Source organism: Rhizobium sp. NFR12, from assembly GCF_900108545.1.
Lineage (GTDB): Bacteria > Pseudomonadota > Alphaproteobacteria > Rhizobiales > Rhizobiaceae > Neorhizobium > Neorhizobium soli.
Map to the genome: position 1 here is coordinate 298,772 of NZ_FNWM01000002.1, position 26,497 is coordinate 325,268.

Here is a 26,497-nt window from a genome sequence, read left to right on the forward strand (position 1 = left end):
TCCCCCCTTGGAGATCGCACTGGCGGCAAGTCATTTGCCGCCTTGGATGCGACACGGGAAAGCTACGCCTCTATGGCTAGGTTGTAAACCAAGGTTGCACAACCAAATTGCGTTCTGTCAAGACTAGCGTCAAACTTTGCTGAGCAGCGCGACGGCCTCGACGTGCGGCGACCAGAGAAACTGGTCAACCGGGGTGACCGAGACAATCCGGTATCCCGCATCGACGAGGATCCTCAGGTCGCGTGCGAGCGTCAGGGGATTGCAGCTGACCGCAGCAATCGTCTTGATGTTCGAGCGCGCCAGTTCCTTGACCTGCACTTCGGCACCCGCCCGCGGCGGGTCAAAGACGACCGCATCGAAGTGCTTCAGGTCCATCGGGATCAGCGGCCGGCGGAAGAGATCGCGCTTCTCGATGCTGACGGGCTTCAGCCCCTGGCTGTTGCGGGCCGCATGGTCCAGCGCCTTCAGTGCCTTGTCGTCGCTTTCCACCGCGTGCACGCGTGCCGTTCTTGCAAGGCGCAAAGCAAACGTGCCAGAGCCCGCAAACAGGTCCAGCACCCGCTTGGCCTTGCCCATATGGCCATGCACCAGCGTCGCCATGGCTTCCTCTGCCTCTTTCGTCGCCTGCGTGAAGCTACCGGGCGGAGGAGAAACTTTGACGCCACCGAAATCGATCACCGGCTTTTGCGGCTCCAGCACGATTTCGCCATTGGCCGAAACACGGGCGATGCCCTTCAGCGCCAGAACCGTCTCGGTCACCTTGCGGCGCTGCTTGTCCGAAAGCGGCTTCAACCCCTCGGCCGCGATATCGAGACCGGAGAGGCTTTCCAGCACCGAGATGCGGAACGTCTCCGAGCCGGTTGCGAGCGCCATGCCGATCGCGCGGATCGCATCAAGCCGCGCCACGATGCCGGGCGCGGCGATCGGACATTCGACGATGGAGATGATATGGTTCGTTTCTGCCCGGTTGTAGCCCAGCAGAAGCTCCTTCTCCGTCTTGCGCGCGGAAAACACCGTGCGCCGCCGCTCGCCCGGATGACACTCGACCGTCTCCTTGACGTCGGGCGTCAGGCCCTTGGATTTCAGCGCGTCGATGACGAGCTGGCGCTTGAAGTCATTATACGGCGCCTTGGCGAGATGCTGCAGCGAACAGCCGCCACAGGCATCGCCATCGGGTCCGAAGTGGCGACAGACCGGTTCGATCCGGTCCGGCGAAAGGTTGCCCGTTGACATGACCGTGCCGTGGTCGCCATTGCGGGCGATCGCCAGCGTTTCGCCCGGAAGAGCATAGGGAACATAGACCGGCCCGTCCTCGCCATTGGCGACGCCGTCGCCCTGTGCGCCAAGACGGTTGATGGTGACGTGAACCGTGCTCATTCCGGCTTCCGTCCTGCCAGAAGAAACTCCTCGTTGCCATCACCGCCGGCAATCGGCGAGGGGATCAGGCCAAGGCTTTCCCAGCCCATGTCTTCCACCAGCCAGCGTTCCAGCTCAGCCGCCACCGCCGGTGCCGTGTCCGGTTCCTTCAGGAGGCCCCGCTTGCCGATCGCGTCGCGGCCGGCCTCGAACTGCGGCTTGACCAGCAGCGCGCAATAGCTGCCCGGCAGCGCCAGTTCCAGCGCCGGCGGCAGGGCCAGCTTGATTGAGATGAAGGACACGTCCGAAACGACGAAATCGATCGGCCGGTCGTCGATATCGTCGGCCTCGAGATAGCGGGCGTTGACCCCCTCGATATTGCTGACGCGCGGATCATCGGCAATCCGCGGATGCATCTGCGCGTGGCCGACATCGAGCGCCGTTACATGCGCTGCGCCGCGGGCGAGCAGGATCTCGGTAAACCCGCCCGTCGAGGCGCCGACGTCAAGACATTCGCAGCCGGTCGGATCGAGCTTGAAGTGATCGAGTGCGGCAACCAGTTTCAGCGCCGCGCGCGACACATAGGCGCTCGCCGGATCGTCCATCTCGATCTGCGCGGTCGAGGACACGATCTGTCCGGATTTGGTGATGGTGCGACCGTCGACCTTGACGGTGCCGCGGGCAATCGCGTCGCGCGCGCGCGAGCGGCTGTCGACGAGGTTGAGGGTGACCAGAAGCTGGTCAAGTCTTTGTTGAATGTCTGACATGCCTTCCCATGACGCGGGCGAGCCCCGCACGCAAGACAAAAACGCGTTTCGACCTGCCGGACAAGCCTCAGCCGGCCTTTTATAGTTCGCGTCTTCTGCCTATTGTTGCCGCGCCAACCGGGAGGGGAATGGATGAGACGCTGGACAATCGTCTTCGGGGCCACGCTGACGGCCGGCCTGCTTTTGGCTGCACCGCCGCTTTTTGCCAATGATACGACGGCGGAACTGACGACCGGCGGCCTCGTCTATGTCCAGACCGCCGATATCACGATGGCCGAAGAGCATCTTCACCTCTCACGAGAGGAAGTCCGGGTCGACTACATCTTCAGGAACGACACCGACAAGGATGTCGAAAGCGTCATCGCCTTTCCGATGCCGGATATTACAGGCGGCGCTGAGAGCGACATCGCCTATGGCGATCCGGAAGCCGACAACTTCCTCGGCTTCACGGTCCTGCAGGACGGCCGCGAGATCAAGCCGCAGCTCCAGCAACGCATCATTGCCACCGGCATTGACCGCACCGAAGACCTCGTCGCCCAAAAGGTACCGCTTCTGCCCTATAGCGACAGAACCACCGAGGCCCTCAAGACCCTGCCCGATGACGTCAAGGCCGACTTCATTGCCAAGGGCTTGGTCCGGATCGATCGCTACGATGCCGGAAAAGGCTGGCAAGAGGACATCACGCCGGCATGGACGCTCCGCTCCGCCTATTGGTGGAAGACGAGATTTCCCGCGCAAAAACCGGTCAAGGTCAGCCACCGCTACAAACCGAGCGTCGGCGGCACGGTGGCCATGACCTTCATCGAAAACGGCAAGCCGGCCTATGAGTACGCCCGCTACGTCGAACGCTACTGCATCGACGACAGCTTCATGAAGACAGCCGCAAAGCTTCAAGCCGCAGCCACCAAGGGCGGCCCGCACTATACCGAACAATGGCTGTCCTATGTGCTGACCACCGGCGCAAACTGGTCCGGCCCCATCGGCAAATTCCGCCTGACAATCGACAAGGGCAACCCCAAGGATTACGTCAGCCTCTGCGCCACCAACATCAAGAAAACCGGCCCGACCACCTTCGAGATGACCGCCGAGGATTTCACGCCGGAGAAGGACCTGCACGTGCTGTTTCTGACGGCGGGGGAGTAACGAACAAACTCGCCCGGACGAACGTCTTCATCTCGCCCTGCCGAGTGCTAGCAAGACATCTAAGTCACGAGACGGACGGGCAAGGAGAGCGAGGCTGAGGCCTTTACCCCGCAGCGCCAACACCAACCTGGGTCTTGCCCAGCGCATTGAACACCGTCTTGACGATGCCGGCGCGGTCGAGGCCGGCTTTGGCGTACATCACGTCGGGGCTTGCCTGTTCCATCCAGACATCGGGCAGCACCAGCGAGCGAACTTTCACACCGTGGTCGAGCAAACCTTCCGTGCTGAGGAATTGCAGCACATGGCTGCCGAAGCCGCCGACGGCGCCTTCCTCGATGGTGACAAGCACTTCGTGATGGCGGGCAAGCTGGCGGATGAGGTCGTGGTCCAGCGGCTTGGCGAAGCGAGCGTCTGCAACCGTCGTCGAAAGACCGGCGGCATCGAGATCTTCGGCTGCCAGCAGACAGTCCTTGAGGCGCGTGCCGAACGAGAGAAGCGCCACTTTCGCGCCCTGCTTGACGACGCGGCCCTTGCCGATCTCCAGGATCTGGCCGCGTTCCGGCAGTTCGATACCGACGCCTTCGCCGCGCGGATAGCGGAACGAGATCGGGCCTTCGTCATAGGCCGCGGCAGTGCGTACCATATGCTTCAGTTCGGCCTCGTCGCTGGCGGCCATCACGACCATGCCGGGGAGAGTCGCAAGAAAGGTCGTGTCGAACGAACCGGCATGGGTCGGCCCGTCAGCACCGACGAAACCGGCGCGGTCGATCGGGAAGCGCACCGGCAGACCCTGGATCGCCACGTCGTGGACAACCTGGTCGTAACCGCGCTGCAGGAAGGTGGAATAGAGCGCGCAGAACGGCTTGAAGCCTTCCGTCGCAAGGCCTGCCGCAAAGGTAACGGCATGCTGTTCGGCAATGCCCACATCGAATGTGCGGTTGGGGAAGGCAAGCTGCAGCTTGTCCAGCCCCGTACCGTTCGGCATCGCGGCAGTCACGCCGACGATCTTGTCGTCAAAACCGGCTTCCTGAACGAGGGCGTCGCCGAACACGCTGGTATAGGATGGCGCATTTGGCTTGGCCTTGGCCTGCGCGCCGGTGATGACGTCGAACTTGTTGACGCCGTGATACTTGTCGGCCGCAGCTTCGGCAGGCGGATAACCCTTGCCCTTCTGCGTCACGACATGGATCAGCACCGGGCCCTTGGCATTGTCGCGCACATTGCGCAGCACCGGCAGAAGATGCTCGAACGAATGACCGTCGATCGGGCCGATGTGATAGAAACCCATCTCCTCGAACATCGTGCCGCCGGTCACATAACCGCGGGCGTGTTCGACGGCACGGGTAATCGCCCGGTCGATATTCTTGCCGAGATAGCCGGTCAGCTTCTTGCCCACTTCGCGCATGCCCATATAGGTGCGGCCGGAAGCAAGGCGGGCGAGATAGGCGCTCATGGCGCCGGTCGGCGGCGCGATCGACATGTCGTTGTCGTTGAGGATGACGATCAGCCGCGCGTCGAGCGCACCGGCATTGTTCATCGCCTCATAGGCCATGCCGGCCGACATCGCGCCATCACCGATCACGGCGATCACATTGCGCTTCGAACCGGCGAGATCCGAACCCACTGCCATGCCGAGGCCGGCCGAAATCGAGGTCGAGGAATGCGCTGCCCCGAACGGATCGTATTCGCTTTCCGCGCGGCGGGTGAAGCCCGAGAGACCGTCTTCCTGGCGCAGCGTGCGGATGCGGTCGCGGCGACCGGTCAGGATCTTGTGGGGATAGCACTGGTGTCCCACATCGAAGATCAGCCGATCGTCCGGCGTGTTGAACACCTTGTGGATGGCGATCGTCAGTTCCGTGACGCCGAGGCCGGCACCCAGATGTCCGCCGGTCCTGGAGACGGCGTCGATCATCTCGTCACGCAATTCGCGGGCAAGCTTCGGCAGGTCGCGGTCATCGATCTTGCGAAGGTCGGCGGGAAGCTTGACGGTGTCGAGCAGCGGCGTCTCGGGCAGGGGTGTCACAGAGGCTGGCTTTCTCTTCTTTTGTTCTCAAAAGCAACTATCACCCCAACATGAGGATGAAACCGGCTTTTTCAAGTTGTCCACGGAGACAACCTTGCCGCGGTTTTAATCGATTTCAGCTGACGGGCAAGGGGAGGGACTCGGGGAAGGGAGGGTGTCGCCAACGGCACGAACTCCTGGTCGTCATCAGGTACGATGTCGGAGGACCAAGGCATGATCAGCGTTTCGACCGCATCGCAGGCAGATGCATCATCCGGATGGGATCGATGCCCGGGAAGAATGACGACGGCCTTCCTACAGCGTTTCCTGATCTTCGGGGTAGCGCGCGAGGAAGGTTTCGAGTTCGAAAAGGAGGGGCGGGAGGTGCCGGGTGACAATTGCCCAAGTGGTTTCATCAAGAATATCATCGTATTCATGCCGGAGCATGTTTCCAAAACCCCTGATGGCGCCCCAGTTGTGGCTTGGAAAGATTTCTTCTGCCGTCGAGCCAAGCTTGAAAGAGGCTTCGGAAATTCGTGCTAGACATCGCTCAGACGCATCCCGTGTAATCTTGCTGACTGAGTACGCGTCGAAATCCATACCGTGTGTATATTCGAGAATGGATTGACCGTTCTCGACAATGTCTCGGAAACGGATCAGAGGACGCTTAGTAGGCAATCGCCCTATCCCTCTCCACGCTCCGGCTGAAACGTTTCCGGCGCAACGGTTCGGGAACTATGTCAACACTCCTTACACCAGTAATGCCAACGATCAGGGCGCGCAGCTCTTCGACGGCGGTAAAATACCCCCAGCCAGACTGTATGACAGGCTCTGAAAACGTCACCAGAACATCAAGATCTGACTCGTCCTTCGCCTCGCCACGCGCTACCGAGCCAAATATCGACATCTGCTCCGCGCCTGCGGCACGAAGTTCTGCCTCGTGCTCGCGAAGCTTGGCGATGACCTGGTCCTTGTCCATGGGGAGACTATAGCGCAGGTCGGGATTTCAGTCGAGATGCAACTCAGGGCTTCATGCGAGTGAAGGCCTCACTCGCCGTCCAGCGGCTCCACGCCCTGCGGCTTGCCGCTGCGGTCGAGGCGGATCTTTTCGATCCGGCTTTCGGCGGCGTTCAGCAGCTTTTCGCAATGCTTCTTCAGCGCTTCGCCGCGCTCGTAGATGGCGATGGATTCGTCAAGCGCCACGTCGCCGCGTTCCAACCGCGCTACGATGCTTTCCAGCTCGGCAACGGCCTTTTCGAAGGAATAACCAGTGACGTCGATCGGAGCGTTCGGCTCGCCTGGGGCTTCGGTCATGTCCTTCATCCTCTCATCAGTCTGCAGATATGCAGGCCGGCCGATTCCGCCAGCCCTTCCAGATCATAGCCACCCTCGAGCAGGCTGACGACCCGGTTGCCGGCGTATTTCCCGGCAATTTCCATCAACCGACCGGTCGCCCAGTCGAAATCGTCGCCGACCAGATTGATCTGCGCCAGCGGATCGCGGTGATGCGCATCGAAGCCTGCCGAGATCAGCACCAGATCCGGCCGGAAGTTTTCGAGCGCCGGCAGGACGCGGCTCTTGAAGGCATCGCGAAAATGGTCGCTGCCGTCATTGGCCGAAAGCGGCGCGTTGACGATCGTGTTCTTCGTGCCCGTCTCGTCTCTGGCGCCTGTGCCGGGATAAAGCGGCATCTGGTGCGTCGAGCAAAACAAAACGGACGGATCGTCCCAGAAGATGTCCTGCGTGCCGTTGCCGTGATGCACGTCCCAGTCGACGATCGCGACCCGTTCGACGCCATAGGTCTGCTGCGCATGCCGGGCGGCAATGGCGATGTTGTTGAACAGGCAAAAGCCCATCGCCTTGGTCTTTTCCGCATGGTGTCCCGGCGGACGCGAGGCAACGAATGCGTTGTCCACCTTGCCGGTCATCACGTCGTCGACGGCCGCGATCGCGCCGCCGATGCCGGTCAGCGCCGCCTGCAGGCTCTTCGGCCCCACATGCGTATCGGCCTCGATCTGCAGGATCGTGTCTTCTTCGGGGATCTTGCGCATCACCCAGCGCAGGTGTTCCTCCGGATGCGCCAGAAGCACCGTGTCTTCGTTGGCCTGCGGCGCCTGTTTGCGGTCGAGCTTGTCGAAATTAGGATGTTCGAGCGCGATGTTGAGCGAACGCAGCCGGTCTGCCCGTTCAGGATGGCCTTCCGGCGTCGCATGCTCGAGAAATATGGAGTTTTCGTAAAGGCGCGTGGTCATTGGGCGGCCTCGTGAGGTATGTTGAGCTCGGACATGGCGCAGAACGGCGATGTTTTCAAGCGCATACCCCTTGCTCTTCACCGGATTTGCCGTGAAGTAGGCGCATTAGGCGTTTTTTGGAGTGCGGGCAGGAATGGCGAAGGATATCGGCAAGACCCATGATTTTCGCGTTGCCTATCGCGATGTGGATCTTAACGGCGAAATGTTTCGCGCTGCCTATATCGGCCTTGCGGAACAGGCGGTCACGGAATTCTGGCACCGCCGCAAGCCGGCAACGGATGACCCGTTCTTTGCGGTCGGCAAGATCTCCTGCACCTATCACATGCCGCTGAAGCTCGGCGATCTCGTCCATACCCATGTCGGAGTGAGCAAGATCGGCGGCAAGTCCGCAGGCTTTATCGTCCGCTTCACGCGCGGCAGCGATGAGGTGGCCGAAGCCGAAATCGTCTGGTCCGCATGCGATCCGGAAACCCGGACGCCGGCCGCGCTGCCCGAAGACCTGCGCGACTGGCTGTATCAGTTCCTCGACTGACCGCTTACGCGCGCTGCGGCAGCAGCGGATAGCCTGCCATCACGGCCCGACCGGCGAGCGCCGCAATCACAGCCTTCAGGACGTCGCCCGGAATGAAAGCGAGCGAGCCGAGAAACGCTTTGACGAAGCCCATGCCGGTGATCAGCGCCAGATAGGTGATGCCGATCCCGTAAAGCACGATCACGCCGCCCATCAGGGCTGCGATAAAGAAGTTCACGCCCTGCACCAGCCCCGCCTGGTCGCGACCCACCATGATCTGCGACAGATATCCGGTTACCATCGCGGCAAACACCCAGCCGATCAGATAACCGGTCGTCGGCGCCATGAAGACGGCAAGGCCGCCGCGGCCGCCGGACAGAACCGGCAGACCGATCGCTGCAAGCACCAGGACCAGGAGGACCGCGATCGTGCCGCGCTTGGCGCCGAGCACGACGCCGGCCAGCATCACGCCGAGCGATTGCGCCGTGATGGGGACGGGAATGAAACCGAGCATGACCGGCGGCACCAGTCCCAGCACGATGATGATAGCGGCAAACAGGGCGGCCAGAACGAGATCACGAGTAGGCAAATAGCTATTCCTTGACGACTGAATCTGTATCACTTCTGCGCACGGATTGCCCGGGCGTCAATTGCGCTGGCAATCTCGTCGGCATTCTTCAATGTGAGGATGATCAGCGGGATGATGATGGAGAGGGTTCGAGGGCGCAACCCTCGCGCGATATGGGCATCGCGGATGGCCTGATGGCGCAGCAGGATTTCCGGAATGAAGCGAAGGACAAGGCCGATCGACAGGCCGATATCCGCAGCTTTTACAAGCCCGAGCTTTTCCAGCGGCAAAGCCGCAAATGTCACTTCCGTAATAAAATCGCCGGTAGTAGTCGTGGCCGTCACCGCGGACGCAAGAAGCGCCAGCGCCGAGAGCCGGAAAAACACGCTGACGGCCTCGACAGGGCTGTTGAAAACCAGCGTGAACAGCGCAACGGCTGCGATGGTGAGGAAAAGAACCCGCAGCCGCAGCCATGTTTGCCGCCATCCGATTCGCAGCGAAGCGAAAAGCAGGCCGCTGGCGACCGCACCGACGCCAAGCACTAACGGCGACTGGATGAGGAACAGAGCAAGGCTTGCGGTAGCCAGCAGCACAAGCTTCGCCCGGGCCGAAAGCCGGTGCAGAAAGCCGCTTCCGTCCACGTAAAGTGTCTTCATGCCGCAAGCTCGCGGTAACGGGCGATGGTCTCGGAAGCCGTTCCGTCGCCGGCAAGCCGGCCGTTGTCGAACAGCAGAACCCGATCGAAACCCGCAATGAGATCGAGATCGTGGGTGAGCACTATGACGTTTTCGGTGAGCTCGCTGATCGTGCGGGCCACCAGGTTGCGGTTCTTCAGGTCCAGCTGGTTGGTCGGCTCGTCCATGATCAAAATGTCCGGTTCTGTCACCAGAACCGAGGCGAAGGCCGCAAGCTGCAATTCGCCGCCGGAAAGCTCGTGCGAGCGCCGGTCGGCAAGATGGCCGATGCCGAAGCGCTTGAGGATCGCCGTCGTGCGGGCCTCGATTTCGCCTTTCGAAAGCTTGCGCGACATCAGGCCGAGCGCGATGTCTTCCTTCAGGATCGGCAGGATGATCTGGTTCTGCGGGTTCTGGAAGATGAAACCAACCTGCGCGCGGGCGCGGTCGGTGTCGGCCTTGGTATCGAAGCCGTTGACCACAACATTGCCGCTCGCGGGAGAAACCAGACCATTGATCATCCGCGCAAACGTCGTCTTGCCGGAGCCGTTGAGGCCGATCACGCCGATGCGGCGCTCGGTCAGCCGCACCGTCAGCGGATGCAGCGTGACACGCCCGTCGAAGCGGGCTTCGGCCTTGTCGAAATGGATGTCCAATGCCGGTCCTCGGTTGCTGAACGGTCTATATCGCGGCGGGAGCAGAGCGGGAAGGCGGAATGAAAAGTGAACATTGCATCCGGTCCACTGTCGCCCTAGTCTCGTTGCCATGGGGATTCTGATCGACAATGCCCGGGCAAGACGGATTTTCATCGAACGGCAGCAGCTTTCCGCACCGCCGACTCGTGCGCTCAACAAGGCCGGTCTTCTGCAGCTGATCGACGATCTGGGCTTCGTGCAGGTGGATAGTATCGCCACCGTCGAGCGCGCCCATCACATGATCCTGTTTTCGCGCAACCAGACCTATCGGCGCGAACACCTGACGTCGCTCTTGGAAAAAGACGGCGAGCTGTTCGAACACTGGACCCACGACGCCTCGATCATTCCGGCGCGTCTGTTCCGCTACTGGAAGCACCGCTTCCGCCGCCGCGAACCGATCCTCGCCGAGCGCTGGCGCAAATGGCATGGCGAGAGTTTCGATTCCGCCTTCGAGGACACGTTCCGGCACATTTCGGAAAACGGCGCGATCATGTCGCGCGACATGAAGATGGAGGATCACAAGTCCGGCGGCTGGTGGAACTGGCACCCGAACAAGACGGCGCTCGAATATTACTGGCACACCGGCAAGCTTTCGATTGCAGGCCGGGTGAGTTTCCAGAAGATCTACGATCTGACCGAGCGCGTCATTGCCGCCCACCACCACGAACCCGATGTCAGCCAAGAGGACTTCATCGACTGGGCCTGCCGCAGCGCGATGGAGAAGCTCGGCTTTGCCACTTCGGGAGAACTGGCTGCCTTCTGGGATATCGTCACGCCGGAAGAGGCGAGGGACTGGGTGAAATCCCATCGCGATGAACTCGTCGAAGTCCTGATCGAAACCGCCGACGGCAGCCGTCCGCGCGCCTGCTTCGCGTTTTCAGGCTTTCCCGAAAATCTCGGCGATATTCCAGAGCCGCCGGCTCGGGTGAGGGTGCTCAGCCCCTTCGATCCGCTCCTGCGCAACCGTGACCGTGCGGTGCGGCTGTTCGATTTCTTCTACCGTATCGAGGTATTTGTGCCGGAGCCGAAGCGGCAATACGGCTATTACGTCTTTCCGCTTCTGGAAGGCGACCGCATGATCGGTCGCATCGACATGAAGGCGGAGCGCAAAACGGGTGTGCTTGATGTCAAGCGGCTGTGGCTGGAAAAGGGTGTCCGGGCATCCGCGGGCAGGCTGGCCAAGCTCGATGCCGAGCTGCAGCGGGTGGGGCGGTTTGCCGGCGCGGACAAGGTCGTCTATCGGGACGGCTGGCGGGACTAGGTCCCGTCAGCCGTTTCATCTCTTGGAAGCGCTCAATCCGGGCGATGCCGGGGACTTAACCCCGCCACCGCAAATACACCGTCGCAAGTGGCGGAATGTCGAGAGCGATGGATGCCGTCTTGCCATGCGCCGACTGGTTTTCCGTCCAGGCTTCGGTCTGGCCAAAATTGGTGCCGCCGTAGATCGCGGCATCGGTATTCAGCACCACTTCCCAGCGTCCCTCGAACGGCACGCCGATCCGGTAGCCATGCCGCGGCACAGGCGTCATGTTGGAAGCGACGATGATTGCCGACTGCCGATCCTGCGACAGGCGCAGCATCGCGGTAACGGAGTTTTCCGCATCGTCGGACACGGCCCATTCGAAGCCTTCAGGATGGAGATCGCCATACTGAAGCGCCGGCTCGGCCGAATAGAGCGCATTGAGATCGGCGATCAAGCGCTGCATGCCCGCATGATCGGGGCTGTCCAGCAGATCCCAGACAACGGACGCGTCGTGGTTCCACTCGGTCACCTGAGCGACTTCGCCACCCATGAACATCAGCTTCTTGCCGGGATGGCCCCACATGAAACCGTAATAGGCGCGGAGATTGGCCATCTTCTGCCAGTGGTCGCCCGGCATCTTGCCAAACAGCGAACCCTTGCCGTGCACCACTTCGTCATGGGACAGCGGCAGCATGAAGCGTTCGGAATAGGCATAGACCATGCCGAAGGTCAGACTTCCGTGCTGGTATTTGCGGTAGACCGGATCCTCCTCCATGTAGTGGAGCGTGTCGTGCATCCAGCCCATGTTCCACTTGAAGTCGAAGCCCAGTCCGCCGTGCTCGACGCTTTCGGTCACACCCGGCCAGGCGGTCGATTCCTCGGCCACCGTAAAGGCATGCGGGCACCGTTCATGGATGATGCTGTTCAGGTGCTTGAAGAATTCAACGGATTCAAGGTTTTCACGTCCGCCATACTTGTTGGGGATCCATTCGCCCTGCTCGCGGCTGTAATCGCGGTAGAGCATGGAGGCCACCGCATCGACGCGGAGCGCATCGATGTGGAAATGGTCAAGCCATTCCAGCGCTGACGCGATCAGGAAGCCTTTCACCTCGTTGCGGCCGAGATTGTAGATCAGCGTGTTCCAGTCCTTGTGGAAACCTTCGCGCGGATCGGCATGCTCGTAGAGCGCCGTGCCGTCGAACTGCGCCAGACCCCAGACGTCGGTCGGGAAATGCGCTGGCACCCAGTCGAGGATGACGCCAATCCCGGCAGCATGGCAGCGATCGATAAAATAGGCGAAGTCTTCCGGCGTGCCGTAGCGTCCGGTCGGCGCAAACAGACCGAGCGGCTGGTAGCCCCATGAACCGCCGAACGGATGCTCCATGATAGGCAGCATCTCGATATGGGTAAAGCCGAGCTTCTTGACGTAGGGCACGAGGCGCTGGCTGAGTTCCACCCAGTCGAGCGTGCGGTTGCCCTCTTCGGCAATCCGAACCCAGGAACCGAGATGCACCTCATAGACCGACATCGCGCCTTCGCGGGCACGGTCCTTGGCCTGCGCCGCCATCCAGTCGCCATCCGTCCAGCGGAAGGGCTTGGACGAGGCGATGACGGAGGCAGTCGAAGGTGCTGCTTCCGAGGCACGTGCGATCGGGTCGGCCTTCTGCGCCAGCATATTGCCGTGAGCGTCGAGAATTTCGAACTTGTAGCGCTCGCCATGGGTCAGCCGAGGAACAAACAGTTCCCAGACGCCGGCCTGCGGCCGCAGCCGCATCGGATGCCGGCGTCCGTCCCAGGCGTTGAAATCGCCGACCACCGAAAGGCGCGTGGCGTTCGGTGCCCAGACGGCGAAACGCACGCCGGAAACCCCGTCCACTTCCATCGGGATCGCGCCCAGCGTACGGCCGAGATCGTAATGGGTGCCCTGGCCGATCAGGTGCAGATCGAGATCGCCGAGCAGTGGCGGAAAGGAATAGGAATCCTCGGTTTCCTGGATTGCTTCCGGCCATTCGATGCGCAGGAAATAGGGCGCAGTCGAATTGGTCACGCCGGCAAACAGACCGCCGGGGTGGATGCTGTCCAGCTCCGCGACGACCTTGGCCGTATCGCGCTCGACGACCTCAACCGAAAGCGCCCCGGGAAGCAGCACCCGCACCACGGTGAGGTCGCCGTACTGATGGCGGCCGAGAATGGAAAAGGGATCGCCATGACGGCCGTCGACGAGGGCCTGGAGGCCCTCCTCAACGGTTCCGATGATGAGGTCCGTGCGCTCGTATCGCATCACTCTGTCTCTCCCTTGGGTGCATCAGGGGTGGAATTGCTGTCGGTGTCGAGAAGTCGCGCCGCGATGGTCGCAAAACCTGCGAGCGGCAGGGGCAGCCACTTCGGCCGGCTGCGCACTTCGTAGGCGATCTCGTAGGCGGCTTTTTCCAGCAGGAAGAGGTCGAGTATTTTCGACCGCTTCTCGTGCGGGATGTTGAGCGAGTCGGACTTTTCCACAGCATCGAAATAGGCCTGCAGGAATGCCGGTTCCGCCTTGTCGATGAAGCGGCTGACGAGCTCCGGATGACGGGCGTCGTCCACTTCGCTGACGACCTCCCGATCGAGATCGGCCGAGGCTGCGAGATAGCTGAGCGACCGCAGGAGGCCAGCCACGTCGCGCAGCGGGTTTGACTTCGCACGACGTTCCTCGAGATCGCGGGCGGGTTCGCCCTCGAAGTCGATGATATAGGCGTCGCCCTCTGCCACCAGGATCTGGCCCAGGTGGAAGTCCCCGTGGGTACGGGTCATCAGCGTCGAAATGGCAAAGCCGGACAGCGTCTCGACAAGGCCGAACAGGTCTTCGCGACGGCTGAGGATCATGCGTGCGTCTTCTGCGGCGCGACCTTCCAGTCCCTCGCTGTTCAGTTCGAGCATGGTCAGGCTCTGGTCGATCTGAGCCGTTACGCCCGCGCGCCATCTCGAGATATCGGCGTCGCCAGCCCAGATCGGGCTGAATGCCTCGTCATCGGTCGGCTGGGCCAGTGCGACATGCAGCTCACCAAGCCGTGTTCCGATGGTGGCCGAAAGATTGACGAGCGGCTTGAAGTGCTCGTCGATCCCTTCGCCCTCGAGCCCGGTCACCACGATCTCGTCGATTGCGCGGCGCAGGTTGCCGAGCATCCAGTTCCAGGCATCGCCCTGATTGCGGATCGCGCGCTGCACGATGATCATCGTGTAGCGGTTGCCCTCCGGCGAGGTGCGGGCGACTTCGCCGAGCAGCTGTCCCGTATTCCGGTAGCCGACATTGGTGAGGTAGCGCGTCATCTCCACTTCCGGGTGGATGCCCGGGAAGATATGGCGGATCAGCTTCACCATGGCGAGGTTGCCGATGATGAGCGAGCTGTTCGACTGTTCGGCCGAAAGCCAGGTGATCGGCATATCCTCGTCGAAGTTGAGCTGGTCCAGAGTGTCGGTGCCGACAAATTCCAGAGCACCGGAAACGCCAGAGATCACCGCCCGTTCGGACAGTCCGCGGATCACGCCGCGCGCCAGACCTTCCATGGCAAAGCCATCGGTCAGGAAGCCGACCCGGCGACCCTGACGGATGCGGGCAAGCGCCAGCTGCTGGGCAAGCGCCGAAGGCTGGGTTTCATCCCAGGCAACGGCAAGCGGCAGGAGATAGGTATCCAACTTGCCGGCAACATCGACCTCTAGCTCGCCGAGCAGGATGTTGTTGGCAAACGCGATCGGCGTCACGTTGGCAAGCCGCGCCGAATTGAGGATCGAGCCCTTGGAGCCGAACCAGCGGCGTTTCGAGAGGTATGGCGGCAGGATATCCTTGGCAAACATCTGCGACAGCGGCGAGTCTTCGCCGAGTTCCTGCAGGTCACGGCGAACGACCATGGTCACCATGTCCTGCATCTGCTCCGGCGGCTCCTTGCGCCATACGGGGCCATCGGAAGTTTCCACCAGCTGGAACCAGAAGAAGCCGTAGGGCGGCAGCGTCAGCAGATAGGTCAGCTGACCGATCGGCGGGAACGGCGACATGCCGGACATCTCGATCGGCACCCAGCCGGCAAATTGCGACAGGTCCAGTTCCACCGCCTGCGGCAGGCGCGAAAGGTTGGCGACGCAAAGGATTGTCTCACCTTCGTACTCACGAAGATAGGCAAGGATCTTGCGGTTTCCGGGCGTCAGGAACCGCTGCGTGCCGCGGCCGAAGGCTGCATGCTTGTTGCGCAGCGCCAGCATCCGGCGCATCCAGTTCAGCAGCGAATGCGCGTCGGCGCCCTGCGCTTCGACATTCACCGCCTCATAGCCATACTGCGGATCCATGACCGGCGGCAGCACGAGGCGTGCCGGATCGGCCTTGGAGAAACCGCCATTGCGGTCCGGAGACCACTGCATCGGCGTGCGAACGCCGTCGCGGTCGCCAAGGTAGATGTTGTCGCCCATGCCGATCTCGTCACCGTAGTAGATGACAGGCGTTCCGGGCATGGAAAGCAGCAGGCCGTTCATCAGCTCGATGCGGCGGCGGTCGCGCTCCATCAGCGGCGCAAGACGGCGACGAATGCCGAGATTGATGCGGGCGCGCCGGTCGGCGGCATAGATGTTCCAGAGGTAATCGCGCTCTTCGTCGGTCACCATTTCGAGTGTCAGCTCGTCGTGGTTGCGCAGGAAGATCGCCCACTGGCAATTGTCAGGAATTGCAGGCGTCTGGCGCATGATATCGGTGATCGGGAAGCGGTCTTCCTTGGCGATCGCCATATACATGCGTGGCATCAGCGGAAAGTGGAACGCCATGTTGCACTCGTCGCCATCGCCGAAATATTCGCGCGTATCTTCCGGCCACTGGTTGGCTTCCGCCAGCAGCATCTTGCCGGGATGGGTGCTGTCGAGCGCCGCGCGGATCTTCTTCAGGATGTCGTGGGTTTCCGGCAGGTTCTCGTTGATCGTGCCTTCGCGCTCGATCAGATACGGGATGGCGTCGAGGCGGAAACCGTCGATGCCCGTATCGGCCCAGAAACGCATGACTTCGAACAGCTCTTCCAGAACGGCTGGGTTGTCGAAGTTAAGGTCGGGCTGGTGCGAATAGAAGCGGTGCCAGTAATAGGCGCCGGCAACCGGATCCCAGGTCCAGTTGGACTTTTCCGTATCGAGAAAGATGATCCGCGTTTCCGGGAATTTCTGGTCCGTATCCGACCACACGTAGAAATCCCGCTCCGGCGAACCAGGAGGCGCATGACGTGCCCGCTGGAACCACGGATGCTGGTCGGACGTGTGGTTGATGACGAGCTCGATCAGCACACGCAGATTGCGTGCATGGGCAGCAGCCACGAACGCCTTGAATTCGTCCACCGTGCCATAGTCCGGGCTGACGCTGGTATAATCGGCAATATCGTATCCATCGTCACGACGCGGCGACGGAAAGAACGGTAAGAGCCAGATCGTGTTGGCGCCAAGTGAAGCGACGTGATCAAGCTTCTCGTGCAGCCCCTGGAAGTCGCCGATACCGTCGCCATTGGCGTCGTAGAACGACTTGATATGCAGCTGATAGATAACTGCATCCTTGTACCATAGTGGATCGTCGTTCATCGCTTGATTCTGGTCCTGGCCCTGGTTTCTGCCGCTCGTGATGTCCATGATGTCTCCTCCCATTCTTGTCTTTAACGGACGCGCCAGATGGAGAATGGCAGGCCGGAGTGAGGGTCGAGGCGGATGCGTTGCACCTTGCCGGTCAATGAGAAGCGATCGCCGCCGATGACGTCTTCGAGGTCGAGGGTTCCGTGATCCGGAATGCCGAACGACCACAGCGGCAGTTCGATATCCGCTTCCTGTGCGTTGTGCGGATCGAGATTGACGGCGATCAGCAGCACGTTCTCGCGGCCGGCACTGGCCTTTTCGAAGAACATGATGTTGTCGTTCCAGGCGGGCAGGAGCTGCAGACCGAGATGCGAATGCAGCGCCGGGTTTTCGCGGCGAATGCGGTTGAGAAGCGCGATCTCGCCCTTGATGTGACCCGGACGGTCGTAATCCCAGGCACGGATCTCGTACTTCTCGGAGTCCGCGTATTCCTTGCGCTTGGCGTCCGGGCGGCCCTCGCAAAGCTCGAAGCCGTTATAGACGCCCCAGAGGCCCGACAGCGTTGCAGCCAGCGCTGCACGGATCAGATAGGCCGGACGCGGTGCGTTCTGCAGGAAATCCGGGTTGATATCGTGCGTGTTGACGAAGAAGTGCGGACGGAAGAATTCCTTCGGCTCTTCAGTCGTGATCTCGCGCATATACTGCTCGAGCTCCCACTTTGCGTTGCGCCAGGTGAAGTAGGTATAGGACTGCGAGAACCCGACCTTGGCGAGGCGGTACATCACCTTCGGCTTCGTAAACGCTTCCGACAGGAAGGCGACGTCGGGATGGCGCGAACGGATGTCCGCGATCATCCATTCCCAGAACGGAAACGGCTTCGTATGCGGATTGTCGACGCGGAACAGCTTGACGCCGTTATCGACCCACTTCTGGACGACGTCACGCAGTTCGATCCACAGCGAAGGAACAGCGTCCTTGGCGTAGAAATCGACGTTGACGATGTCTTCGTACTTCTTCGGAGGGTTTTCGGCATAGCGGATCGTGCCGTCAGGCCGCCAGTCGAACCAGCCGGGATTGGACTTGAGCCACGGATGGTCGGGCGAGGCCTGGATCGCGAGGTCGAGAGCGAGCTCCAGCCCGTGGTCCTTGGCCGCATCGACCAGCCGGCGGAAATCCTCGAACGTGCCGAGCTCCGGATGGATCGCGTCATGTCCGCCATCTTCCGAGCCGATCGCGTATGGGCTGCCTGGATCTTCAGGGGCCGGGGTCAGCGTGTTGTTCTTTCCCTTGCGGTTGGTCGAACCGATCGGGTGCACCGGCGGGAAGTAGAGGACATCAAAGCCCATCTCCCGGATCGCCGGCAGCCGTGCGATCACGTCGTCGAACGTGCCGTGACGGTTCGCATCGCCGCTCTGGGAGCGCGGGAACACCTGGAACCAGCTCGCAAACGCTGCGGCCGTCCGCTCGGCATCGACAGGGATCAGCGTCGAGCGAACCCGATGCGGGCGGCGGTCGGCTTCCACCATCAGCTCGGCCGTGTCGGCCAGCAGAAGCGTTTCGATCCGCTTCGGATCGTCCTGCGCCGTCAGCTTGTCGAACAGCACCTTCAGTTCGGTCTTGAGGTCACCCGTGGCATGATCCAGCGCATCAAGCACCAGATTGATGCCTTCCTGGATCTCCAGCCGCAGATCGAGCCGCGCCTCGTGCTTCTTGGTGAATTCGTAGCGGAAGATCTGGAACGGGTTCTTCCAGGCCTCGATTGCAAACTCGTGGCGACCCATTCGCTTCAGCGGAAATTCTGCCGCCCAACGATCGTTGGTGACGAGCGTCATCGGCACTTCGGTCCACTGGTCCTCGTCGGCCGCACGCCACATGACCGATGCCGACAGCGGATCGTGCCCGTCGCCGAACACGTCGGCTTCCACCTTGACCGTCTCGCCGACCACGCGCTTCACCACGAAGCGACCGTCGTCCACCGACGGCGTGATCTTCTCGATCGCCAGCCGCGGCGTGGCCGCCGCCTCTGCTGCGGTGGAAACCGCAACAGCTTCGATGATCGGCTGCGAGGCATGGCCTTCGAAAACGCGCAGTTCGCCCGGCTTCAGCATGAGATCGGGCGCAAAAATGTCGGCGTCATTCCCCGGCGCCGTCAGCGGCAGGAAAGGGGAGGCTGCTTCACGCAGCACGTTGAACGGAGCCTTGGTGACCCTGCGCAAATCGCGGTTCAGCATGACGACGCGGATCTTCGAAGATGCGCGGATATCCTCATGGTCGGTCTGCAAGAGCGCCACAGCCTGGGTCTGGCTGGTGGAAATCAACCTCAGCGGCTGGCGGCCGAACCCGGCCGATGTCTTGTTGGGCGCGGCATTGATGGCACGGATGTCGCTCGACAGGTCGAACACGCCCTGGTCCTTGAGCCCACGCAGACCCATTCCGTCGCCGGTCAGTGGGTCGAGCGGGATGGATGAGCCGTATTCGAAGCCCATCGGCACCATGAGGCCGCTGGCGAAGGTCGACGCGAGCTTCAGGGCCCGGACCGCTCGGCGCTCCGACACTTCGGTTCCGTCAATGCCATGCGCCATGCGCTTGCCGAACGGGGCTTCCGGAAAGGTAATCTGGTAGCCGAGTTCGCGCTGCACCTCGTATTCGTCGAGGATCCAGCGTTCCTCCATGTTCCACCAGGCAAAGGACGAAAAGCTGCCGTCGAAGCCGACGCCCTTGAGCGCCTTGCGATCTTCAAAACTGGTGCCTGGCGTCCAGGCAAGGAAGATGGTGTCGGAGACGGCACTGCGAGCCGCAGCGATCAGGTCCTTCCAGACGTCGGGCGCGACCTTGCCAATGCCGATGCAGCGAAAGCCGGCGATGCCAAGCCCGGCCAGCCGCGCCAGTCGGCGGCGCCAGTCATCAAGCAGCTGCGTTTCATGGGTGATATCGATCGTGCGGCTGCCGCTTTCCTGCGGCGAGCGACGCGGGTCGAATACGACGGCGCTGCCTTGGTTTGACGCATCGGCGATACGATCGACGGCAATGTCGAGCATCAGCTTGATGCCATGCTCTTTAGCGGCACCTGTCAGTGCCTTCACGCCATCGTCGATGCTTTCCCCAAGTCCCAGCGCCGGATCAAGCCTGTCCAGGTCTCCGCTGACGAAAATGCTCGTGTCCGCGCCGCGTGCAAACAGCGGCGCACTGAGGACCGTATCGAAGCCGAGATCCTTCGCATGGGCAAAAACCTGGCGCCAATCCTGCAAGCCTTTGAGCATGAGAGGATGCACGTAGTAGATTTGCGGCGGGAGCTTTGACAGCGGGGTGGACGAGGCGAATTGAGGACGCGTGTTCATCTTTATAGCCTTGGGTTGCCGGGCCGTAGAGCGGGTGGCGATCAGCGGGGTAACTGCAAGGCTGCTGTGCTTGTTCCGATAAAATTGTGCCTATCGGATTTTTGCGCACGCATTAGATGTACATGAATGAACCCTAACGGACCCAGTGCCGAAGGAGGGGGCCGTCGCGGCCACGGAGCGGATCGGTCTGCGGCACGGGAAGGCTCGAAATTCGGCTGAGACCCTCAGAATCCGCGGGTCCGGTCTGAAGATCCGCACGCTGTCCTGGCGGATAGGCGCCGACAACCACGAAGTCGCGGCTGGCCTCCAGCCGCATGTGCCCGGTGCCGGCCGGCAACACGATGCAATCGCCGCCATGGACTGAGATTTCGGTGCCATCCGGACCGCCGATCAGCAGCAGGCCGCGACCATTTGCGATGCCGAGGACCTCGTGGGCGCCCGTGTGGTAGTGCTGATAATCGAATACGCCATCGCGCCAGATGCCCTGCCAGCCGTTTTTCGCAAAAAGGTCTTCGAACAGGCTGGCCGGGTCGCCGACCAGAGGATCGATGGCAAGGGCGTTGCGGTAGATCAGAGCCGGAAGGTGGGGGTGGTTGGGCACGAAACCGCTCGGCGGAAACGTCATGCTCTCGACGGTCGTCCTTCCAGCGGAGACGGCGGGATCGAGGGCTGGCGGAACGATGTTCAGGCTTCGGGTCACGGACTTGATCCTTGCACGGTTGCGTCTGTCGGACGTCGCCGGCATTTTCCAGCAACGTCCTGAGACTGAACCCGTGCGCAAATGCGATGTTCCCGCGCCAACCTCTATTTCAAAAGGTCAGCACGGAAACGCGCTCCGCTCAGTGGCCGTTCAGCAGATCACGGTCTCGGCGATCTGGATGCCGAACCCTTCGAGGCCGACGTAATGACGTTCGCTTCTGGTCAGAAGCTTGATCGAAGACACGCCGAGATCGCGCAGGATCTGGGCGCCGAGGCCGATTTCCAGCCACTCGCTGTCGCGGACCTTGGCCTCCGCGTGCGATTCCTCGCCGAAGCGGACCTTGCGCGACGTCGTGCTGGCACCGACGCCAACCGAACCCTCGCGCAGATAGATGATGACGCCGCGACCCTCGTCGGCGATCTTTGCCATGTAACGGTCCACGGAGCGCGCCGCGCCGAACACATCGCGCGCCACGTCTTCCAGATGAAGGCGGACCGGAATGTCGACGCCGTCCCTGATGTCGCCGAACACGATGGCGACGTGCTGCATCGTCTCCCAGGGCAGGGAGTAGGCGTGTGCCTTGGCCTTGCCCTTCGGGGTCTCGATGTCGAACGTGCCGTGCAGCTCGATCAACGTTTCCTTGCGCTGGCGATAGGCGATGAGATCGGCAACGGACACCTGCTTCAGGCCATGGGTGATCGCAAACTCCGTCACCTGCGGACCGCGCGTCACCGTGCCGTCGTCGTTGACGAGTTCGCAGATCACGCCGATCGGCGGCAGGTTGGCGAGCTTGCACAGGTCGACGGCCGCTTCCGTATGGCCGGACCGCATCAGAACGCCGCCTTCGCGGGCAATCAGCGGGAAGATGTGGCCGGGACGCACGAAGTCGGCCGGGCCGACATTCGGGTTGGCGAGGTTGCGCACCGTCAGCGTCCGGTCGTCGGCCGAGATCCCGGTCGTCGTGCCGTGCTTGAAATCCACCGTTACGGTGAAGGCGGTCGTATGCGCGCTGTCGTTTTCCGCCACCATCGCATTGAGGTTCAGGCGCTTGGCTTCGCTGCGCGGCATCGGCGTGCAGACGATACCGGATGTGTGGCGCACGATGAAGGCCATCTTTTCCGGCGTGCAGTGAACCGCAGCGACGATCAGATCGCCTTCGTTTTCGCGTCCGTCGTCATCGGTAACAACGACGATTTCGCCGGCTTCGAAGGCGCGGATGGCGTCGACGACGCGCTTCTGATCGTAGGGCATGTGATGATTCCTAGCGGGTTTTACCGGTCTGACCCCGGTCACGGAGAAAATGGTCGGCGATCGTGCAGGCCATCATCGCCTCCCCGATCGGCACGGCGCGGATGCCGACGCAAGGATCGTGGCGACCCTTGGTGCGCACATCCACATTGTTGCCATCAGCGTCGATCGACTGGCGCTCGCTCAGGATCGACGAGGTCGGCTTGATGGCGAAGCGGGCAATGATCGGCTGGCCGGTCGAAATGCCCCCGAGGATGCCGCCGGCATGATTGGAGAGGAAGATAGGCTGGCCATCGTTGCCCATCCGCATCTGGTCGGCATTGTCCTCGCCGGAAAGCTCGGCGGCGGCAAAACCATCGCCGATCTCGACGGCCTTTACGGCATTGATCGACATCAGGCCGGAAGCAATCTCCTGGTCGAGCTTGGCATAGATCGGTGCGCCAAGCCCTGCGGGAACGCCCTCCGCCACCACCTCGACGATCGCGCCGATCGACGATCCGGCCTTGCGGATGCCGTCGAGATAGGTTTCCCAGACAGGCACCATCTCAGGGTCGGGGCAGAAGAACGGGTTCTCGTTGACCTGGCCCCAGTCCCAGTTGTCACGGTTGATCTTGTGCTTGCCGATCTGCACCAGGGCTGCGCGCACGGTCATTCCCGGCACGACCTTGCGGGCAATCGCGCCGGCAGCGACACGCGCTGCCGTCTCGCGGGCCGATGAGCGGCCGCCACCGCGATAATCGCGGATGCCGTATTTGAGGTCGTAGGCAAAATCCGCATGGCCGGGGCGATAGCTGCGGGCGATCTCGCCGTAGTCCTTGGAGCGCTGGTCGGTATTCTCGATCAGCATGGAGATCGGGGTGCCGGTTGAAATCATCGTCTCGCCGTCGGCATCCATCATCACGCCGGAGAGGATCTTGACGATATCGTCCTCGCGCCTCTGGGTCACGAAACGCGACTGTCCGGGCTTTCGCTTGTCCATCCAGGCCTGGATTTCGGCAAGCGTGAAGCGCAGGCCGGGAGGGCATCCGTCCACGATGCAGCCGAGCGCCGGCCCGTGGCTTTCGCCCCAGGTCGTGACACGGAAAAGATGACCGAAAGTATTGTGCGACATTTCACTAACCGGCTTCGGAGGGGCCGCCTCCGTCAATCTTGGACGTCAAACTTTGACGCGGATGTCTTATGGAAAAGGTCGGCGGGCGACAAGCCCTTCTTGCCCCATATCGGGCTGTCGATCCCGGACATGGATGCACGGCCGGCCATTCGGTGCCATTCATGCCGCCTGTTTGAGCCAGTCGGCTCTGGCCGCCTCAACGAATTCGTCAAAGGGCAGGGCCTTGGCAAAGGCATAGCCCTGCAGAAGGTCGCAGCCGAGTTCGCGCAGCAATTCCGCATGCTGCATCGTCTCCACACCTTCCGCCACCGTGTCGATGCCAAGCGAGCGGGCAATGTCGACGATCGAGCGAACCATGGTCCGTTCCTGCGGCGCTTCGAGGATCGGCATCACCAGCTGCCGGTCGATCTTCAGCCGCTTCGGTTTCAGCTTCAGCAGCGAGACGATCGAGGTATGGCCGGTCCCGAAATCGTCGATCTCGATGTCGATGCCCATTCCCTTGATGCGTTCGATATTGCCCGATACCGACACGTCGCCGTCGTCGAGGAAAATCGACTCCACCAGCTCGAAACAGATCTCGCCGGGTGTGATGGACAGCGACTCGAGGTTGGCGATCAGGTTTTCGTCATGCAGCCGCTTCGACGAGACGTTGACGGAGACCTTCGGCACCTTGAGGCCGAGCGCGGTCCAGCGCATCTTGTCCTTCAGCACCGTCTCAAGCACGATCTGGTCGAGCACCGCCGACACGTTGAGGTCTTCCGCGATCCTCAGGAACCGCGCTGGCGCGAGGATGCCGTGATGCGGATGGTTCCAGCGCAGCAGCGCCTCGGCCCCGGTCAGTTCACCGGTTCTGGCGCAAAACTGCGGCTGGTACCAGGTCACGAACTCGCCGTTGTCGATCGCCGAGAGCACTTCGTCGGCGGTCCGTTTGTGGCTGACGATCTCTTCCTGCAGGTCGAGCGTGAAGAATTCGAAACGGTTGCGGCCGAGGCCCTTGGCTCGGTAGAGCGCGATGTCGGCGTTGACCAGCGTGCGTCGTGCATCGACATTGAGACCGGTTGCCTGCGCAATGCCGATCGAAACGCCGCACCGGCAGGAAAAGCCGTCGAAGTCGAAGGGCTGACGAAACTCGGCGATGATCCGCTGCGAAAGCTCGGCCACATCCTCGATGGATGCGGAATTGTTCATCAGGATGACGAACTCGTCGCCGCCGATCCGCGCAACGATATCCTCGTCACGCACGTTGCGCGACAGGATCCGGGATGAATGCACCAGCATCGCGTCACCGGCGGCATGGCCCATCGTGTCGTTGATCTGCTTGAACCGGTCGAGGTCGAGATGGAGGATGAAGAACTTCTGCCGCTCCACCTGGCTTGCACGCGAGAGGTGGTCGAGTTCCATGTCCAGTTTGCGGCGATTCCCAAGCATCGTCAGCGGGTCGTGCAGCGCATTGTGCTCGATGCGGGTCTTGGCCATCTGAAGCTCGACATTGCGAGCATCCGATTCCGCTTTCGCAGACTTGAGCTCGGTCGTCATCACCGCATCTTTGGTCACGTCGAAGGCGAGCCCGATAAGCTTGCGTGAACCGTCGCGACCGATCACCAGCTGACCGACGGACCGGATATAGCGGAGGCTGCCGTCAGATTGCGGCACGCGAACGATCAGAGCCTCCTCGACGTCGCCGGAAAGGTAACGCATTGCCGCGTCAAGAGCACTCTGGCGATCCTCCGGAACCAGCAGAGACAGCCAGAAGTCGTGGGGAAGGGGGCCGGCAATCGGGGCAACGCCATAAAGCTGGCACATGCGAGCGTCCCATATCTCGCTGCCGGTTGCCGGATCATATTCCCAGACGCCGCATCCGTAGGAACCGAGTGCGAGGTCGAGCTTGCGCGACAGACCTTCCAGTTCCTGCTCCCGGTCCGACAATTCGTCGAGCGCCAGTTCGAGCTCGGCATTCTTGACCTCGCTATTGTCTTTCGCGTCGCGCAGGGTCTGTGCCATCGTCACGTCGGCGGTGACGTCCCAGACGATGCCGGTCGCCTGGATGCCGCGCTCGTTCTGGACCCTCGCGCCGGCGGAGCGAAGATGCCGGATGTCGCCGCCGGGCAGGATCAGGCGATAGGTCTCGGTCGATGGGCTGTCGGTGCAGAGAACTGTAAAGAGATGCGCTTCCGCGACAGCCCTGTCCTCAGGCGCGATCGATGCCATCCAGTCATCGAACCGGTTGCCGGTGGTGGCTGACGGATTGGCGTGGAGAGCGGCGGAGCGATCGTCCCAGGAGAGCTGCACACCCTCATCGGTCACTTCCCAGATGCCCATCATCGACGCTTCCATGGCAAGCCCGAACCGTCGCGACAGTGCAAACAGCTTGTTTTCGCGCAGCCGCAGCGTCTCGATATGCCGGTTGCGTTCCGAAATCAGCGAGGTCGCAATGAGCACCGGCAAGACGATCGCAAGCGATGCCAGCGCCAGGATCAACCGGAACCGCATCTGACCGGCGGGCGAAGCATTCCAGCCGACGCGCGGCGCCGCAAGGATCTGCCAGTCCGTACCCTTGACGGTGATCGACCACCGGACCGGATCGCCGCCCTTTACCGCTTCATTGCCGTAAAACACGGCCTGGTCGGCTCGACTGTTGTCGACGAGCGCGAGATCGAGCCAGTCGAAGACCGTCTCGGACGTTTGTGCCGCGTCGCCAACCTGAGGGCGTGTCGCGGGATCAAGCAGATCGGCGACATCGAGGACGAGAACCAGAGCGCCCCAGAGCCCGGCTTCCTGTCCGCTGGCGGAAGGCACCGGCATGATGAGGGTAAGCCTGCCCGTCTGCGATCCGGTCAGCACGCTTGGGCGCGCCTTGTTGCCGGCCCGGTCGAGATCCGCCTTAAGACCAGCAAGATCGATACCGGTCTCACCGGCCAAGCTGTCGCGGCGGAAGAAGGTCGTTGGTGTGAAGCCCGGTGCCGCGATCACTGCGGAAAGGTGTGGCAGGTCGGCGAGTGCCTGACGAGCAGAGGTCTGCATATCGTTGGGCTTGTATCCTGCCTGACCGATCAACGCATTGCGCAGGCTATCGGCAACCGCGAAATCAAGCTCCAGCCGCGAAGCGATCTGACGGGCCGCCGTGCCGGCCGCACGTGTCGTGGCGGCGTGAATATCATCGCGATGTTTCTGCACGAATCGGTGATCGAGGACCACCGCGGTGACGATAACTGTCAGCGAAACGAGGAAGGCTGCGACGGCAGGCGCGCATGCACTGCTGAAAGGGCGAAACCTTTCGGTAATGGAGGAACGCCAGAGCGCCAAAACTGAACACCTTCTCGTTAA

20 protein-coding genes are annotated in these 26,497 nt (G+C 61.8%); 3 read left to right on the top strand and 17 right to left on the bottom strand.

From position 1 onward, the window contains the following. Window positions 1-129: 129 nt before the first annotated feature. Window positions 130-1,377 carry a class I SAM-dependent RNA methyltransferase gene (locus BLW69_RS08715; RefSeq protein WP_092661441.1) on the bottom strand — a complete coding sequence of 416 codons (1,248 nt, stop codon included), beginning with the start codon at window positions 1,375-1,377 and terminating at the stop codon, window positions 130-132. Next, window positions 1,374-2,123 (bottom strand): TlyA family RNA methyltransferase, encoded by a 750-nt coding sequence (locus BLW69_RS08720; protein WP_092661443.1) that lies wholly within the window; start codon window positions 2,121-2,123, stop codon window positions 1,374-1,376. Before BLW69_RS08720 ends, BLW69_RS08715 begins: the two co-directional genes overlap by 4 nt. Before the next feature lie 132 nt (window positions 2,124-2,255). On the opposite strand from BLW69_RS08720, the gene BLW69_RS08725 reads away from it, so the two are divergent. Beyond that, on the top strand, window positions 2,256-3,266 hold the full coding sequence (locus tag BLW69_RS08725) for a DUF4424 domain-containing protein (RefSeq protein ID WP_092661445.1): 1,011 nt from the start codon (window positions 2,256-2,258) through the stop codon (window positions 3,264-3,266). A 103-nt stretch (window positions 3,267-3,369) separates the two neighbouring features. Here BLW69_RS08725 and dxs read toward each other — a convergent pair whose 3' ends face one another. From dxs to BLW69_RS08750, 5 genes are all read right to left on the bottom strand, one after another. Continuing rightward, window positions 3,370-5,289, bottom strand: coding sequence for a 1-deoxy-D-xylulose-5-phosphate synthase (gene dxs / locus BLW69_RS08730; RefSeq protein WP_092661447.1), 1,920 nt, complete (start codon window positions 5,287-5,289; stop codon window positions 3,370-3,372). Window positions 5,290-5,583: 294 nt separating this feature from the next. Then, the gene (locus BLW69_RS08735; protein WP_062453653.1) at window positions 5,584-5,868 is read right to left on the bottom strand and encodes a HepT-like ribonuclease domain-containing protein; all 285 of its coding nucleotides are present in this window, start codon (window positions 5,866-5,868) and stop codon (window positions 5,584-5,586) included. 67 nt (window positions 5,869-5,935) lie between these two features. Continuing rightward, entirely contained in the window at window positions 5,936-6,247 is a 312-nt protein-coding gene (locus BLW69_RS08740) for a nucleotidyltransferase family protein (RefSeq protein ID WP_092661449.1), read from the bottom strand. A 68-nt stretch (window positions 6,248-6,315) separates the two neighbouring features. Then, on the bottom strand, window positions 6,316-6,582 hold the full coding sequence (locus tag BLW69_RS08745; protein ID WP_062454826.1) for an exodeoxyribonuclease VII small subunit: 267 nt from the start codon (window positions 6,580-6,582) through the stop codon (window positions 6,316-6,318). A 5-nt stretch (window positions 6,583-6,587) separates the two neighbouring features. Next, complete coding sequence (locus tag BLW69_RS08750; protein WP_062579411.1) at window positions 6,588-7,520, bottom strand: histone deacetylase family protein; 933 nt, start codon at window positions 7,518-7,520, stop codon at window positions 6,588-6,590. A 133-nt stretch (window positions 7,521-7,653) separates the two neighbouring features. Here BLW69_RS08750 and BLW69_RS08755 point away from each other — a divergent pair, with 133 nt between their 5' ends. Further along, window positions 7,654-8,052, top strand: coding sequence for an acyl-CoA thioesterase (locus BLW69_RS08755; RefSeq protein ID WP_062453650.1), 399 nt, complete (start codon window positions 7,654-7,656; stop codon window positions 8,050-8,052). A gap of 4 nt (window positions 8,053-8,056) precedes the next feature. Here BLW69_RS08755 and BLW69_RS08760 read toward each other — a convergent pair whose 3' ends face one another. Genes BLW69_RS08760 through BLW69_RS08770 form a run of 3 tightly spaced genes read right to left on the bottom strand, consistent with a single transcriptional unit; the run spans window position 8,057 to window position 9,929 of the window. Beyond that, on the bottom strand, window positions 8,057-8,620 hold the full coding sequence (locus tag BLW69_RS08760) for a biotin transporter BioY (protein ID WP_062453649.1): 564 nt from the start codon (window positions 8,618-8,620) through the stop codon (window positions 8,057-8,059). Window positions 8,621-8,649: 29 nt separating this feature from the next. Next, window positions 8,650-9,255, bottom strand: coding sequence for an energy-coupling factor transporter transmembrane component T family protein (locus BLW69_RS08765; RefSeq protein ID WP_092661451.1), 606 nt, complete (start codon window positions 9,253-9,255; stop codon window positions 8,650-8,652). After that, on the bottom strand, window positions 9,252-9,929 hold the full coding sequence (locus BLW69_RS08770; RefSeq protein ID WP_244508787.1) for an energy-coupling factor ABC transporter ATP-binding protein: 678 nt from the start codon (window positions 9,927-9,929) through the stop codon (window positions 9,252-9,254). The genes BLW69_RS08765 and BLW69_RS08770 overlap by 4 nt, the downstream gene beginning before the upstream one ends. Window positions 9,930-10,038: 109 nt before the next feature. On the opposite strand from BLW69_RS08770, the gene BLW69_RS08775 reads away from it, so the two are divergent. Further along, the gene (locus tag BLW69_RS08775) at window positions 10,039-11,229 is read left to right on the top strand and encodes a winged helix-turn-helix domain-containing protein (RefSeq protein WP_092661454.1); all 1,191 of its coding nucleotides are present in this window, start codon (window positions 10,039-10,041) and stop codon (window positions 11,227-11,229) included. Between the two features lie 55 nt (window positions 11,230-11,284). On the opposite strand, the gene glgB is transcribed toward BLW69_RS08775, so the two are convergent. From glgB to BLW69_RS08810, 7 genes are all read right to left on the bottom strand, one after another. Beyond that, window positions 11,285-13,492 (bottom strand): 1,4-alpha-glucan branching protein GlgB, encoded by a 2,208-nt coding sequence (glgB, locus tag BLW69_RS08780; RefSeq protein WP_092661456.1) that lies wholly within the window; start codon window positions 13,490-13,492, stop codon window positions 11,285-11,287. After that, window positions 13,492-16,836, bottom strand: a complete 3,345-nt coding sequence (treS, locus tag BLW69_RS08785; RefSeq protein ID WP_175487259.1) for a maltose alpha-D-glucosyltransferase — start codon at window positions 16,834-16,836, stop codon at window positions 13,492-13,494. The genes glgB and treS overlap by 1 nt, the downstream gene beginning before the upstream one ends. Window positions 16,837-16,859: 23 nt before the next feature. Next, window positions 16,860-20,114 carry a maltotransferase domain-containing protein gene (locus BLW69_RS08790; protein ID WP_092661458.1) on the bottom strand — a complete coding sequence of 1,085 codons (3,255 nt, stop codon included), beginning with the start codon at window positions 20,112-20,114 and terminating at the stop codon, window positions 16,860-16,862. A 133-nt stretch (window positions 20,115-20,247) separates the two neighbouring features. Beyond that, a complete protein-coding gene (locus tag BLW69_RS08795; protein ID WP_062580184.1) occupies window positions 20,248-20,739 on the bottom strand; it encodes a cupin in 492 nt (163 codons plus the stop codon). A 225-nt stretch (window positions 20,740-20,964) separates the two neighbouring features. Beyond that, entirely contained in the window at window positions 20,965-22,065 is a 1,101-nt protein-coding gene (gene ribB / locus BLW69_RS08800) for a 3,4-dihydroxy-2-butanone-4-phosphate synthase (RefSeq protein ID WP_062453643.1), read from the bottom strand. A gap of 10 nt (window positions 22,066-22,075) precedes the next feature. After that, window positions 22,076-23,173 (bottom strand): chorismate synthase, encoded by a 1,098-nt coding sequence (aroC, locus tag BLW69_RS08805; protein WP_092661460.1) that lies wholly within the window; start codon window positions 23,171-23,173, stop codon window positions 22,076-22,078. A 159-nt stretch (window positions 23,174-23,332) separates the two neighbouring features. Further along, window positions 23,333-26,476 carry a putative bifunctional diguanylate cyclase/phosphodiesterase gene (locus BLW69_RS08810; protein WP_162759498.1) on the bottom strand — a complete coding sequence of 1,048 codons (3,144 nt, stop codon included), beginning with the start codon at window positions 26,474-26,476 and terminating at the stop codon, window positions 23,333-23,335. Between the last annotated feature and the right edge of the window lie 21 nt (window positions 26,477-26,497).